At 43.4% G+C, this 14,567-nt stretch carries 13 protein-coding genes; all 13 read left to right on the top strand.

The features are described from left to right. Nucleotides 1–18: 18 nt before the first annotated feature. The gene (gene rfaF / locus EDC54_RS16650) at nt 19–1,104 is read left to right on the top strand and encodes an ADP-heptose--LPS heptosyltransferase RfaF (protein WP_132458953.1); all 1,086 of its coding nucleotides are present in this window, start codon (nt 19–21) and stop codon (nt 1,102–1,104) included. After that, on the top strand, nt 1,101–2,084 hold the full coding sequence (gene rfaC / locus EDC54_RS16645; protein ID WP_132458950.1) for a lipopolysaccharide heptosyltransferase RfaC: 984 nt from the start codon (nt 1,101–1,103) through the stop codon (nt 2,082–2,084). Before rfaF ends, rfaC begins: the two co-directional genes overlap by 4 nt. 45 nt (nt 2,085–2,129) lie before the next feature. Next, nucleotides 2,130–3,383 (top strand): O-antigen ligase family protein, encoded by a 1,254-nt coding sequence (locus EDC54_RS16640; RefSeq protein WP_132458947.1) that lies wholly within the window; start codon nt 2,130–2,132, stop codon nt 3,381–3,383. A gap of 616 nt (nt 3,384–3,999) precedes the next feature. Next, the gene (locus tag EDC54_RS16635; RefSeq protein WP_132458944.1) at nt 4,000–5,238 is read left to right on the top strand and encodes an O-antigen ligase family protein; all 1,239 of its coding nucleotides are present in this window, start codon (nt 4,000–4,002) and stop codon (nt 5,236–5,238) included. A 49-nt stretch (nt 5,239–5,287) separates the two neighbouring features. Continuing rightward, nucleotides 5,288–6,355 (top strand): lipopolysaccharide core heptosyltransferase RfaQ, encoded by a 1,068-nt coding sequence (gene rfaQ / locus EDC54_RS16630; RefSeq protein ID WP_132459077.1) that lies wholly within the window; start codon nt 5,288–5,290, stop codon nt 6,353–6,355. Further along, nucleotides 6,352–7,473, top strand: a complete 1,122-nt coding sequence (locus EDC54_RS16625; RefSeq protein WP_132458941.1) for a glycosyltransferase family 4 protein — start codon at nt 6,352–6,354, stop codon at nt 7,471–7,473. The genes rfaQ and EDC54_RS16625 overlap by 4 nt, the downstream gene beginning before the upstream one ends. Beyond that, nucleotides 7,470–8,270, top strand: coding sequence for a lipopolysaccharide core heptose(I) kinase RfaP (gene rfaP, locus EDC54_RS16620; protein ID WP_132458938.1), 801 nt, complete (start codon nt 7,470–7,472; stop codon nt 8,268–8,270). The genes EDC54_RS16625 and rfaP overlap by 4 nt, the downstream gene beginning before the upstream one ends. 19 nt (nt 8,271–8,289) lie before the next feature. Next, complete coding sequence (gene waaB / locus EDC54_RS16615) at nt 8,290–9,387, top strand: lipopolysaccharide 1,6-galactosyltransferase (RefSeq protein WP_132458935.1); 1,098 nt, start codon at nt 8,290–8,292, stop codon at nt 9,385–9,387. A gap of 2 nt (nt 9,388–9,389) precedes the next feature. Continuing rightward, nucleotides 9,390–10,412, top strand: a complete 1,023-nt coding sequence (gene waaO / locus EDC54_RS16610) for a lipopolysaccharide 3-alpha-galactosyltransferase (protein ID WP_132458932.1) — start codon at nt 9,390–9,392, stop codon at nt 10,410–10,412. Between the two features lie 14 nt (nt 10,413–10,426). Further along, the gene (locus EDC54_RS16605) at nt 10,427–11,419 is read left to right on the top strand and encodes a glycosyltransferase family 8 protein (RefSeq protein ID WP_132458929.1); all 993 of its coding nucleotides are present in this window, start codon (nt 10,427–10,429) and stop codon (nt 11,417–11,419) included. Nucleotides 11,420–11,469: 50 nt separating this feature from the next. Further along, entirely contained in the window at nt 11,470–12,252 is a 783-nt protein-coding gene (locus EDC54_RS16600; protein ID WP_132458926.1) for a hypothetical protein, read from the top strand. 73 nt (nt 12,253–12,325) lie between these two features. After that, a complete protein-coding gene (locus tag EDC54_RS16595) occupies nt 12,326–13,090 on the top strand; it encodes a glycosyltransferase family 25 protein (RefSeq protein WP_132458923.1) in 765 nt (254 codons plus the stop codon). An 85-nt stretch (nt 13,091–13,175) separates the two neighbouring features. Next, nucleotides 13,176–14,453 carry a lipid IV(A) 3-deoxy-D-manno-octulosonic acid transferase gene (gene waaA / locus EDC54_RS16590; protein WP_132458920.1) on the top strand — a complete coding sequence of 426 codons (1,278 nt, stop codon included), beginning with the start codon at nt 13,176–13,178 and terminating at the stop codon, nt 14,451–14,453. Nucleotides 14,454–14,567: the final 114 nt, after the last annotated feature.

Below are 14,567 nucleotides of genomic sequence, written 5' to 3'. Positions count from 1 at the left end.
TAAGGATTCGTAAGCGGTATGAAAATTTTGGTCATTGGCCCTTCATGGGTCGGCGATATGATGATGTCGCACAGTCTGTATCGCACACTGAAGGCTGAACATCCGGAGGCCGTCATTGACGTGATGGCCCCGGCGTGGTGTCGCCCGCTGTTGGCGCGGATGCCGGAAGTGAATCAGGCGTTAGCCATGCCGTTGGGACACGGCGCGCTGGCGTTGGGTGAACGTCGCCGTCTTGGCGTTTCCCTGCGCGATACAGGCTATGACCGCGCTTACGTGTTGCCTAACTCGTTTAAATCCGCGCTGGTGCCTTTTTTTGCCAACATCCCGCAGCGTATTGGCTGGCGTGGCGAAATGCGTTACGGGCTGCTGAACGACTTACGCGTGCTGGATAAGACGGCGTTCCCGCTGATGGTACAGCGCTATGTCGCACTGGCCTACGACCGTAGCCGTATCCGCCGGGCCGAGGATTTGCCGCAGCCGCTGCTTTGGCCGCAACTACAGGTTAATCAAACCGAAATGGCGGACATGACGCAGGCTTTTTCCCTCAGCGATGCGCGCCCTATCGTCGGTTTTTGTCCCGGCGCCGAATTCGGCCCGGCCAAACGCTGGCCGCATTATCACTATGCAGCGCTGGCGCAAACGCTGATTGACAGAGGCTATCAGGTAGCCTTGTTCGGTTCGGCTAACGACCGTCCGGCCTGTGACGATATCCTGCGGGGCTTAACGGAGGATGCGCGGCAGCATTGCGCCAATCTGGCGGGAAAAACCTCACTGGAACAGGCGGTCGTGCTGATTGCCGCCTGTCATGCCGTGGTCAGTAACGATTCTGGTCTCATGCACATCGCGGCAGCGCTTCAACGTCCGCTTGTCGCGCTTTATGGCCCGAGCAGCCCCGATTTTACGCCGCCGCTGTCCCATCAGGCCGAGGTGATTCGTCTGATCACCGGCTATCACCGCGTGCGCAAAGGGGATGCAGAGCAAGGCTATCACCAGAGCTTGATCGACATTCAGCCCGAACGCGTGCTCAGCGTACTGGATAACTACCTCGCTCATAAAGGAAGTCTCGTTCAGGGAGAAAACCGGGTGCCGGGAGCAGACGCATGAGAGTGCTGGTCGTGAAAACGTCGTCAATGGGTGATGTGCTGCATACCTTGCCCGCATTGACCGACGCGATGCAGGCGATTCCCGGCATCCAGTTCGATTGGGTGGTTGAAGAGGGTTTCGCGCAGATACCCAGTTGGCACCCGGCGGTTTCCCGCGTGATCCCAGTGGCGATACGCCGCTGGCGCAAAAACTGGTTCAGCGCGCCGATTCGTCGGGAACGAGCGGCGTTTAAGCACCAACTGCGCCAGTACCGTTACGATGCCGTGATCGACGCTCAGGGGCTGATTAAAAGCGCGCTGCTGGTTACGCGGCTCGCCAACGGGAAGAAACACGGACTGGATTGCAAGAGCGCCCGGGAGCCGCTGGCAAGCTGGTTTTACAACTATCGCCACCCCGTCAGCCGTCAGCAGCACGCCGTCGAGCGCGTGCGAAAGCTGTTCGCCGCCAGTTTAAACTACCGGGAACCCACCGAACGCGGGGACTATGCCATTGCTTCGCGTTTTCTCTCCCAACCAGCCAAAGACGCTACCCCTTATCTGGTATTTCTCCACGCCACAACCCGTGATGAGAAACACTGGCCGGAAGCACACTGGCGGGAACTGATTGCCCTATTGGCACCGCGTGGATTACGCATCAAGCTCCCCTGGGGCACGGAACATGAGCATCAGCGCGCGTTGCGGCTGGCGGAAGGCTTTCCGCACGTTGACGTCTTGCCGCGCCTCACGCTGCAACAGGTCGCCGAGGTCCTCGCGGGCGCCAGCGCCGTTGTTTCCGTCGATACCGGGCTCAGCCACCTGACGGCGGCGCTCGATCGCCCGAACATCACCTTATACGGGCCAACCGACCCCGGGTTGATTGGTGGCTACGGAATGAATCAGGTGGTGGAAATGTCTGAAAGCCAGAAAATGGAGACGATTCCCGCTAGCCTCGTCCATCAGAAATTAGAGAAGCTGATAGAATTATCTGCATCAGGCGAGTGATATCGCTCCCGACTGTGAACAAATACATGCTTAATGAATAAATACATGCTTAATGAATTAAGGTACGAACTGGGCAAAACGCCCAGCATCAGCTCGGCTGTCGCGCTTAAAGCCGTCTTCCCGGGCTGTTTACTCACATTAGCCGTCATGCCATTTAGTAGCATTCTTGCCGGATGGCTTTTTTATCTCACCGGTTCGCTATCCGTTTTCTATGTGGTGACACACCTGAGAGCCGTAATCGCTGCTAAACGGCTATTATTGATACCTCTTTGCCTGCTGGCTATCGGCTTAACCAATCTCATTTGGTATCACCACTATTATCAACCCGATAGCCTTTTCCCTTACGTGTATAACGCCTACAGAACATCCGCACATGCGGGTATTCTGGGCGCATTCATCCTGCTGACAGCCCTGCATGTCTCGCAAAAAAAGCAAAAGCAGCCGCCCTTTTACATTATCGTCATCTGTGTGGTGGTACTGGGCTATGCGTTCTACCAGTCCTTGTTCAGTGGGGTACACCGTATCGGATTGGTATTTGGTACCGCGACCAGCGCGGCCTATTTTCTTACCTTTCTGGGTGCGTTAAGCGCACAGGCGCTGCTGAAGCTTGATTCATCCTACAAGTATTACCTCTATCTGGGGCATTTTCTATTCGTGACTGCCGCGATCCTCCTGACGGAAACCCGGGCAGCCATATTCGTCTATCCTATTGTTGGCGCAAAGATTTTATTGTCAGAAGTCAGGCACAATAAGCGTTTGTTCATCAAAGCATTCATCGGTTCAGCCGCCACGCTTCTTTTATGTTCATTCCTTTTTCAGGAGACGATTCATCAGCGAATCAACGACCTGATCAACGACGTACACAGCTACAGCATGAACAACAGCAGAACATCAGTCGGTGCTCGGATCGCGATGTACCAATCCGGTGTTGAGGCAGGAGAAGAAGCGCTGCTCGGACAATCTGCCGAACAGCGTGCCGAACGGATCGTGGCACAAGCGGAACAAAAACCGAACTTAGCAGGCGCCGTGGAATATCTGAATGTCCATCTTCATAATGAAGTGATTGATGCCTTTTCCCTGAAAGGGCTGCCGGGTGCGATATTGCTCATATTGTTCTACGCCGCCTTATTTTATTTTTCATTTTTCGTTCTACGAAGCCATCTTTCCGCCGCATTGCTTTTTGCTTTGCTGATGTATGGGCTTAGCGATGTCATTCTCTATTCGCGAGACATGCTGATTGCGTGGCTGATGACATTTTGCCTTGGCACAACCCTGACCGGGAAATGGCTGACAGATTAACCCTGTTATAATAAGCGTGTGACGCGGATATTTCCCTCTGTGAGAGGGGGACGGGTTTTAGTACCATAGCGGGAAAATTGGCAGACCCAAGCCATTGGGCAAGCCATACGGAGCAGTGCAGTTAACTGGTAGCTGTCGAGCCAGGGGCGGTAGCATTGCGAAAAAATAAATAACACCCTGATTTTAATATAAAAAATATGATTTCTACCACAATCACGGAGGAGTTACGCTAATTTCTCATACAATGTACCTTTATGGTATTCAAAAAATTATTGAATGTTTGCTTAAGCATTCTAATTAAAATCCCGCGATAGCTTATCCAAACCTAAAAGACGGTATGACACATTGAAGTAAACTATGTTCACATATAGAAATTATTAACATTGCACATGATATTGTGGACAAAATAATGAGTGGCAGCTACCCCGTCATACTTCAAGCTGCTTGAGCGCTGGCTGCCCTTACTCACTCCAGTCACTTACCTGAGTAAGCTCCTAGTGATTCGCTCGGTTGCCGCCTTCACGCAACTCGAATTATTCAGGGTATATATACATTTATATAATCCGGGGCATGCCAAATGTTGGTGTCAGAGTAAAATAAAAAACCATTAGAAAATATGAATATATTACACAATTCAAATAAAAAAGAAATTCTCTCCATAATTGTATACATAGGTCTTATTACTTCGTTAATTACGATGATTTTTGATCTTAAGCTATCTGTTAAAATATTTAATACCATTGGTATAATTACCCTTTTGTCTATTTTATTTATAGTCAAAATAGATAATTTAAAACAAGCAAGGATCATACTACCTCTAAGTATTATTTTATTAAGTACGATAAATTTTATATGGGAAAAAACATATCGCTCTGAGAGTAGTGAGTTAATAGGCTTATATTACTCCTATCATAATGTTACAAAGATATTATTCCTTGGGTCATCAATTTTTTTATTCACCATAACTTCCTCATTAAAGGAAACAATTTTTAGGAAAATGTATGTTTTAATTTACAGCATCCCTGCTATACTTATAATATATTATTATTCTACTTTTACAGAGGCTGCCAGATTTACTATCTCAAACAACGTAGCCACCAGTTCTGCTTATATATTAAGTTTTATAGGGATTCTGTTATCTCAGTTAATTTTATTAAACTCCGGTAGAAAAAAATTACTCTTCTATTTTCTAAACCATAGTGTCTTTTTTATATTAATAGTAACAACTGGAACTCGTGCAGCTATTCTCGCCTATCCAGTACTAAATATTATCACTCTTTTCCCGTTCATTCTTAAAGATAAAAAAATTGACTACAAATTAATATCTATTTTTATAGCAGTTACATTTTTTAGTTTGATTCTATGCAACAAAACAGTGTCATCAAGAACCGAAGAACTTCTTTCTGATCTTCAAAAATACAATCAACAAAACAGTTCTTCTTCTGTTGGTGCGCGCTTAGCTATGTATAAAAGTGGCGTATACAGTTTTCTAAATGCCCCGATGGGACAATCTGCAGAGTCAAGAGAGATCAATATAAAAGAGCAAATTGAAAAAGATCCTTCACTTGCTGGAGCAAGTCCGTACACAGGCATCCATTTACATAATGATTTCATTGAGTCCCTTTCACTAAAGGGGATCTTCGGCGGTATAATTATTTTATTTTTTTATTATTCTTTGTTCTATTTTTCTCTATTTATTATAAAAGATTATGCTGTCACGGCATTGTCACTTTCTCTAATAATTTATGGGCTAAGCGATGTGATTTTTTATGGGAAAAGTCCGACTGCCATATGGATTATTATTTTTTGTCTTAGCATCACCTTAGCCAAACAAAAAAAGCATCATGAAAATTAAACATGTTATTTATTAATGGATAAAAAATAAGAAAGAGATTACTGTGAAAATGGTTCATAAAAACCCATCAGGAATTTTAATTATAAAATTACGCTTTCATGGCGATATGCTGCTGACTACTCCGCTCATCAGCACGCTGAAAGCCAATTATCCTGACGCTAAAATCGACGTATTACTGTATCAGGATACGATGCCGATTCTCTCTGCCAATCCAGAAATACACCATCTTTACGGGCTCAAGAGAAAAACAGCAACGCTATCGGAAAAGATCAAAGATTTCGCAGCGATGCAAAAAACGCTTAAGAAAAACAATTACGATCTGATCGTTAATCTTGCTGACCAGTGGCCTATTGCGTTGTTAGTTAAATCATTAGGTGGGCGTAGCATTACTCTCGATCGCGGGAATAGTTTTAAAGGCAAAATATGGCGTTTATTTTTCAGTGATTGCGTCAGTCCACAAGGACTACACATCATTGAGCAAAATCGCTCGATACTTGCCCCACTCGGCCTTTCTGATGCCCAGCCCAAAGATCGCATGTCGCTCTATTACAATATGGAGGATGCGGAACATGTATTCAGCATTGCCCCACAACTACGCCAACAAACCTACATCGTCATCCAGCCAACGGCAAGGCAGGGTTTCAAATGCTGGGATACCGACAAGTTTGCAGTCGTCATTGATTATTTGAAAGAGAGAGGGTTAGACGTTGTTCTAACTTGTGGCCCTTCTCAGGAAGATCTCAAGGTTGTACAAGATATTTGCGCCCAATGCACTCATCAACCGAATACCTTATTAGCGGGTAAAACCAGTTTTTTAGAACTGGCTGCGCTTATTGATAACGCCGCGCTTTACATCGGTGTTGATTCTGCACCAATGCATATGGCTGCCGCACTCGATACGCCGCTGGTGTGTTTATTTGGGCCGACGGACCATAAAAAATGGCGACCATGGTCTGATAACAGCGTTGTGATTTGGGCCGGAGACTATCAGCCGATGCCGGAAAGAAAAAATCTCGATAGAAATCAAAAATACCTTTCCTGCATCCCTGCACAAGACGTCATTCAAGCGGTAAATAGCCTATTGGCAGGTCGTTCTGCACACGAGGAAGCGCAATGAATATTGCCATCTGCCTGTATAAGTATTTCCCTTTCGGTGGACTGCAACGCGACTTTTACAGTATTGCGCAGGCTTGCGTAAAGCTAGGGCACCATGTCCGCGTTTATGTCTTGTCATGGCAAGGTGAACAGCCAGATAACCTTGAGATTATTTTCGTTCCCGTATCAGGCATGAGCAATAACCTACGTAATCAACGTTATAGTCAATGGGTTCAACATCACCTCCAACAACATCCTGTCGATCGCGTGGTCGGTTTTAATAAAATGCCGGGACTGGATTTTTATTACGCTGCCGACGTGTGTTACGCGGAAAAAGTCGAGCGGGAGAAAGGTTTTTTTTATCGCCTGACACCACGATATAAGCACTATGCCGCCTTTGAAAAAGCCGTATTCAAGCGTGATAGCAGTACAAAAATGCTCATGCTAACGCAGCGCCAAATCGCAGATTTCAAAAAGCACTACAACACACAAGACGAGCGCTTTTTTATTCTGCCACCGGGCATCGCCCTCGACAGAAAATACGACTGCCAAGCACCTGACGTTCGACAAATCTTTCGCCGTGCGCAAGGCATCGACGACAATGCTATCGTCCTGCTTCAGGTCGGCTCCGATTTTAAACGCAAGGGCGTGGAGCGCAGCATTATAGCCATTGCCAGCTTGCCAGCGCACTTACGTGAAAATCTGGTTTTTCTGGTGGTCGGCCAGGATAAACCTGACTATTTCCACTCTGTTGCGGAAAAACAGGGGATAGGGAAACAGGTGCGCTTTTTCGCGGGGCGCAATGATATTCCCGATTTTATGGCCGCGGCGGATTTGTTAATGCACCCGGCCCATCAGGAGGCTGCCGGCATCGTCTTACTTGAGGCCATCGCAGCAGGACTACCGGTATTTGTCACCGACGTCTGCGGTTACGCCTTTTATATTGATAAAGCACAGGCCGGACGCGTTATCCCTTCGCCCTTCAGCCAAAACACACTGAACGGTGCCTTGCACGATACGCTGAGCCAGCCGGATACGCTATCGCAATGGGCGAAGAATGCTCGCCATTTTGCCGATACCGCGGATATTTACAGCCTGCCAGAAAAAGCCGCTGCCCTGATTACAGGTGAGCAAATATGATCGAATTACGCGAACCCTTCACCTCTTTGTGGAAAAATAAAGATCCCTTCGTTGAGGTGGAAAAATTGGACGGCGAAGTATTTCGCGCATTGGAAAGCCGTCGCACGTTACGTTTTACGCTGAAAGAACATTCCTATTTTATCAAAATACATCGTGGCACAGCGCTCAAAGAAGCGCTGAAAAATTTAGTGTCATTCAGACTCCCCGTGCTCGGTGCCGATCGAGAATGGAAAGCGATCCACCGCCTGACAGAATTAGGGGTGGATACAATGAAAGGGGTCGGTTTCGGGCAACGGGGCATCAACCCGCTGCGCCGCCATTCCTTCATTATTACGGAAGATCTCAATCCGACGATCAGCCTGGAAGATTACTGCGCAGCCTGGTTAGATAATCCCCCGACGATAAAAGAGAAACGCCGTCTGATCCGTCGCGTTGCGGAAATGGTACGTGACATGCACGCGGGCGGCGTCAATCACCGGGATTGTTATATTTGTCATTTTTTACTGCACTTGCCGTATCAGCCAGCGGATACACAATTTAAAATTTCAGTGATTGACTTACACCGGGCACAAATCCGCGAGCGCGTTCCCCTGCGCTGGCGGAATAAGGATCTTATCGGCCTTTATTTTTCGACTTTGAATATTGGTTTGACGGCAAAAGATCGTCTGTATTTCCTGAAGATCTACTTTGATCGTCAATCGTTGCGCACCACGCTGCGTCAGGAACACCCCCTATTTCGTGAAGCAAACATTAAAGCAGAAAAAATTCGCGAGAGAACGGAACGCAAAGCGTTATAACCTGAGCCCATACTATTCTATGAATATACTTTTTGTTGGTGAAGCCACATCCGGATTCGGCGGTATTGAAACCGTACTGAAAAAAGTGACCCGCTTTCTGGAAGAAGATCGCGAAGCCAAAAACAGTTACACCTTATATTTTCTATGTCGCGATGACCGCATGGATAAAACATGGCTGGCGGGGAAACGCTACGTTTGCTATCGCTCACCTATTAAGATCTCGTTTCTTCGCCGTCTGAGTCATGCCAGCGCATTGGCACGCTTTATAAAGCAAGACCAACCCGATACGGTTATCGCCTTTGACTCCCCCTCTTGCCGCATCGCGGCACAGGCGATTCGGAGGAGTAAAAAAACAGTACCGCTGATTTCCTGGATGCACTACTCGCTTGACCATAAAAAGCATTCAGAACAGGTATTAGTGGCAGATCACCATCTGGCCATCAGTTCCGGTATTAAGCAGCAATTAATAAAACGTGGCGTGCCTTCCGATCGCATTTCTGTTGTTTTCAACCCGGTTACGCCACAGAGCATCACCATCCCGCGTCCAGCGAAAAAAGCCGTGTTTATCTATATAGGGCGTCTGAAGTTTGAGGGGCAGAAGCGTCTCAAAGATATGTTGGATGCTTTTTCTGGGCTGGACGGCGATTGGGAATGCCATTTTATCGGTGATGGTTCCGATGCCAACGTGTGCCAGTCCTACGCGCAACAACTGGGTATTACGGATCATTTACACTGGCACGGGTGGCAAGAAAAACCATGGGAATATGTTCAACAGTATATACCTGCCGTAACTGCTCTATTATTAACCTCTTCCTTTGAAGGATTTGGAATGGTTTTAGCCGAAGCCATGTCTTATGGCATCTATTGTGTCAGTAGTGATTGTCCCGCCGGACCTGCGGATATCATCAAAAATGGCGTAAATGGGCAACTTTATCCGACGGGCTCCGTCGATTCCCTTCGTAATGCACTGCAAGCGATTGTCGAACAGGATCCCATGCCTTCAGCAGCACAGATAAAATCATCTATAGAAACGTTTTATGACGAAACTTACTATAAAAAATTCACCATAAATATTTCTCTTCACCATAAAAACACTCCCCTAGATAAGAGTGCCTAAATATGTATTTTAATAAAAATTCAGTTATAAATAGTAAGACCGTACTCAATGAGTCTGGAACATTACCTAAGAACCATAGCACTTTTCATATTTCTTACGGCATCGATAAAAACTTTATATTTGGTTGCGGGATATCCATCGCCTCAATTTTAATGAATAACAAGGATATGGAATTTACATTTCATATTTTTACTGATGAGTTCACCAAAAAAGACATAACCGAATTTAAAGAATTATGCCAACAGTATAATACTCAAATTATAATTTATATTGTTAATTGTGAAGAATTAAAATCACTTCCCAGTACAAAAAACTGGTCCTACGCGACATATTTCAGATTTATCATTGCTGATTTTTTCTATGGAGAGTTAGAAACTCTACTTTATTTAGACGCAGATATAATCTGTAAAGGTAAACTATCTTCTTTAGCTGATTTTCAGCTAGGGGATCATATTGCTGCTGTGGTGACTGAAGGCGAAAAAGAGTGGTGGGATAAACGTGCGACAGCATTAGACGATGAAAAAATAAGTAACGGCTATTTTAATGCTGGTTTTCTACTTATAAACATTACTCAGTGGGGGAAAGAAGATATTAGCACCTCGGCCATGAGGCTTCTTTCAAATGATGAAATCCAGAGAAAAATATCTTTTCTAGATCAGGACATACTAAACATCCTTTTAGTGGAAAGGACTGTTTTCTTAGGAAAGGTTTATAATGCACAATATAGCATAAATTACGAGTTGAAAAAAACAAAAAATAATAAACTTTCAATTTTACAAAACGCTATTTTAATTCATTATATAGGACCAACTAAGCCGTGGCATGATTGGGCCCGTAATTATATTTGCTCAAATTTTTTTCAAGAAGCAAAACAAAACTCTCCCTGGTCAGGCTGTAATTTATTAAAAGCACATTCCACAAGCCAACTACGCTATCGTGCAAAACATAATCTCCATAATGGGGAAATAATCTCCGGTTTAAAGAGTTATCTTCACTATTTTATAAGAAAAACATTTAACTATTAAGGTATTAAAATACCATGTACTTTAAAGAGAATATCGTAAAAAATAAAATAGATTTACATTACTCTGAAAAAGAACGTTTAGAAGAAAAAAAATTACACGTAGCATACGGCGTTGATGATAACTTCTTATTTGGAGCGGCTATTTCCTCTACATCATTATTAATAAATAACAATATTACTATTTATCTACATATTTTTACTGATAGTATTGATAATGAAAAAACGCTCAGATTTAAAAGAATGGCAGAGAGATTTCATATTGATATCACAATATATCATATTGATAATAAACCACTAGAAAAACTCCCTACCAAAAACTGGCCGTATTCAGCTTACTATCGTCTCATTGCATTCGATTATCTCGGAAAAGACATTGAAAAATTATTATATCTCGATGCAGATATAATATGTAAAGGAAGTATCAATGAACTCCATGATTTAAATCTGGATAGTTACACCTGTGCTGTTGTTCCAGATATAGAAGAAATGCAGCCAAAAGCAGTTGAAAGATTAAATACCCCAGAACTTAATGGGGTTTATTTTAACTCTGGTGTTATGTTAGTGAATTTAAAAAACTGGAATCTAAAAAAACTAACATATAAAGTTATTTCATTCATATTAAAAAATAAAAACTTAAAATACCCAGATCAAGATGCATTAAATATTTTACTTATAAATGAAAATTATATTCTACCTCGTAAATTCAACTGTATCTACAGCATCAAAAGTGAACTGAAAGATAAAACACACCAAGATTACAAAGAAATAATTAACGATGAAAGTGTTTTTATCCATTATGTCGGCACGACGAAACCCTGGAATGAATGGGGTCAATATCCTTCTACAATTTATTTCACTCATGCTTACAACCAGTCAACCTGGTGTGACATCCCCCTTATTGGTGCAAACACGCCACTACAATGGAAGAAAAAATCAAAACATGAATTCAGAAAGAGGAAATTAATATCATCGATAATCAGTAGATTAAATTACTTAATAAAGAAATAAAATACATGAAGATTTAGCTATGAAATCTAATAATATTTAGAGGATAGCAGTTGAAAAAATCAAATAAATTTAAAAATGAGAATATAAAAATATATTCTTTTTATTGGGATAATATAGATCTCAGATTAGTTGATGCACAACGAAAAGTTTTTGAATCATTTGGATTTAAAATTGAACAACATCATCGTCATGGTATGGATCATGGGTTATGGATTGAAGAGGTTTTAAATTCAGCAGAAGAAAATGAAATTATCATTATCGTCGATATTGATTGTATTCCACTGAACTTAGAAGCCGTACAAAAAGCGATAGCTATAGCAGATAATGGTGGTATTTTTGGATGTGCTCAATCAGCCAACCATATCGATTATCGTTATATATATGCAGCTCCTATGTTCTGTGCAATCAAAGCTAAAACCTGGCAATCGTTAGGATGCCCATCACTGCAAGCAGATGAGAATTTCGATGTTGGAGGCCGTATGACATCAATTGCGGCACAAAAAGGTATTAACATAGAAATGGCGTATCCCTCTCACTCAGCGGTACCAAAATGGTTATTAGGTGATAAATATATCTATGGATTATTTACAATATACAATAACTCCTTCCTTCATCTTTTTGAGTCTCGCAAAAAATATCTCATTGACTGCTTTGTTGATTTATCCATAGAAATAGTTTCAGGAATTGAACCCATCGATTATAAAAAATATATTATAAGAGCCGCAGATGAAAGCCACAAAATCTACGCCTTAAAGTATTACATGAAAAAGAGCATTCGTGGGAAAATAATAAGGGAGTATTTTCGATTAAAAAAAAGAATAACCAACTGGTAAGAGAGATTATCTATTTTATAAAAATTGTTCCTGTGGGAATATTTCATTAACCTTAAGTTATTTTGGTGTATTTATGAAAACATTTATTATCAATCTAAAAGAAAATCACCAAAGAAGAGAGCACATGATAAAACAGTGTTCTGATTTAAATATTGACTTTGAATTTTTCCCTGCAATAAGAGGAAGCGCTCTTACAGAAGAGGATAAAAAAAAACACCTCGCTCCCATATCTCTTTTAAATACACCAGGTGAATTAGGATGTGCATTAAGTCATATTTTTATCTACAAAAAAATGATAGATGAAAACATTAAAATAGCATTAATATTGGAAGATGACGCTCTACTAGGTCAAGGTATTGTCGATGTCGTAAATTTCCTAGGAAAGGAAGAGGAGTTGGAGCCTACTGTGACATTATTGTCTCCAATATCAAAATACATTGATATCAAAAAAAAGCAAATTAACAAAATTTATAATATATACGATGGACTGACAGGAACGCTTGCTCACGGATATGTCATAAACAACTCAGCCGCTCATAGTTTATATAAATTCCTTTATCCAGCATGGTCTATTGCAGATCATTGGTTTCTTTTCAAAGAATATGGAATAATAAACTTACGTGGTGTCATTCCTCATTGTATAGACCTTAGCGATCATTCTATTCAATCAGAGATCGGTGATTTAAGATTTTCTGAATCAATAATTAAAAAAAATAGTGGCAAAAAAAAAGAAATAAAAAAGAGCTTCCCTTTTAAAATGAAAAAAAATCGTTTTTTCAATAAAATAAAAATGAAGTTAATACAGAAAAAAAATATAAAATCGTATTCTATATTTTGATAAAAGTCTTTATATAACAAACCATAGCCTTATCCCCACGAACCCGATAAAATTACCCCAGCGATAACTAATAATAGTAGATATTATGTTACAAACTCTCTACACCTTCATTCTGTACCTCATCCAGCCGTTGATTTGGCTTCGTCTGTGGCTTCGTGGCCGCAAGGCGCCAGCCTATCGTCGGCGCTGGGGTGAACGCTACGGTTTTTGTGCAGAGAAGGTGAATCCTGATGGCATCATGCTGCATTCCGTATCGGTAGGCGAAACGCTGGCTGCCATCCCTTTGGTCAGAGCACTGCGCCATCGTTACCCCAATTTGCCGATCACCGTTACCACCATGACGCCAACGGGGTCCGAGCGTGTGCGCTCCGCTTTTGGCGATACCGTCGATCACGTTTATCTGCCCTACGATTTACCCTGCGCTCTGAAACGTTTCTTTGATCAGGTGCGGCCGAAGATCGTCATCATTATGGAAACCGAATTATGGCCCAATCTGATCGCTGAGTTGCATAAACGTGAGATTCCACTGGTCATTGCAAATGCCCGGCTGTCGGAACGCTCCGCCGCAGGTTATAAAAAGATCGGGAAGTTAATGCGGCATATCCTGCAGCGAATCACCCTCGTCGCTGCACAAAATCAGGAAGATGGGAATCGATTTATCGATCTGGGCCTGAAGCGCTCCAGCCTGAAAGTGACAGGCAGTCTCAAATTTGATATTTCCGTGACGCCGGAGCTGGCAGCCCGAGCCGTGACGTTACGCCGGCAATGGGCGCCGCATCGCCCGGTCTGGATAGCCACCAGTACGCACGAAGGTGAAGAAGCGATCGTTCTGGCCGCTCACCGGCAGTTACTGGCCACTTATCCTGACTTATTACTGATTCTTGTGCCCCGCCACCCGGAACGTTTCTCCACCACGCAGGCATTGACAGAAAATCTGGGATTCACCTACACGCTACGCAGCAGTGGCGAACTGCCTTCTGCAAACACTCAAGTGGTCATCGGAGATACCATGGGTGAGCTGATGCTGTTGTACGGCATCGCCGATCTGGCTTTTGTCGGCGGGAGTCTGGTTGAACGAGGCGGACATAATCCGTTAGAAGCGGCAGCGCATGCGATTCCAGTATTGATGGGGCCACACACTTTCAATTTCAAAGACATCTGCAACAAGCTAGCTCAGGCTGACGGGCTGATTACCGTGACGGATGCAGACACACTTGGAAAAGAAGTAGGGAAACTACTCGCTGACGAAGACTATCGCCTCTACTATGGTCGACACGCGGTAGAAGTGTTGCACCAAAATCAGGGGGCATTACAGATGCTGCTAACGCTGCTGGAACCTTATTTACCTCAGCGAACACAGTAAATGAAGGACTGACGTGATGGAGACTGTAATTTAAATTGTGTAATTGCCTGTTTTTGATATGTTCACGCCAATAGCGGAGACAGGCAGAATATGGACGAGAAGAAACTCAAAGCC

Source organism: Samsonia erythrinae (assembly GCF_004342665.1).
Taxonomy (GTDB): Bacteria; Pseudomonadota; Gammaproteobacteria; order Enterobacterales; family Enterobacteriaceae; genus Samsonia; species Samsonia erythrinae.
The sequence above is the reverse complement of the archived record's forward strand: the minus strand, read 5'-3'. Positions and strand labels throughout refer to the sequence as shown.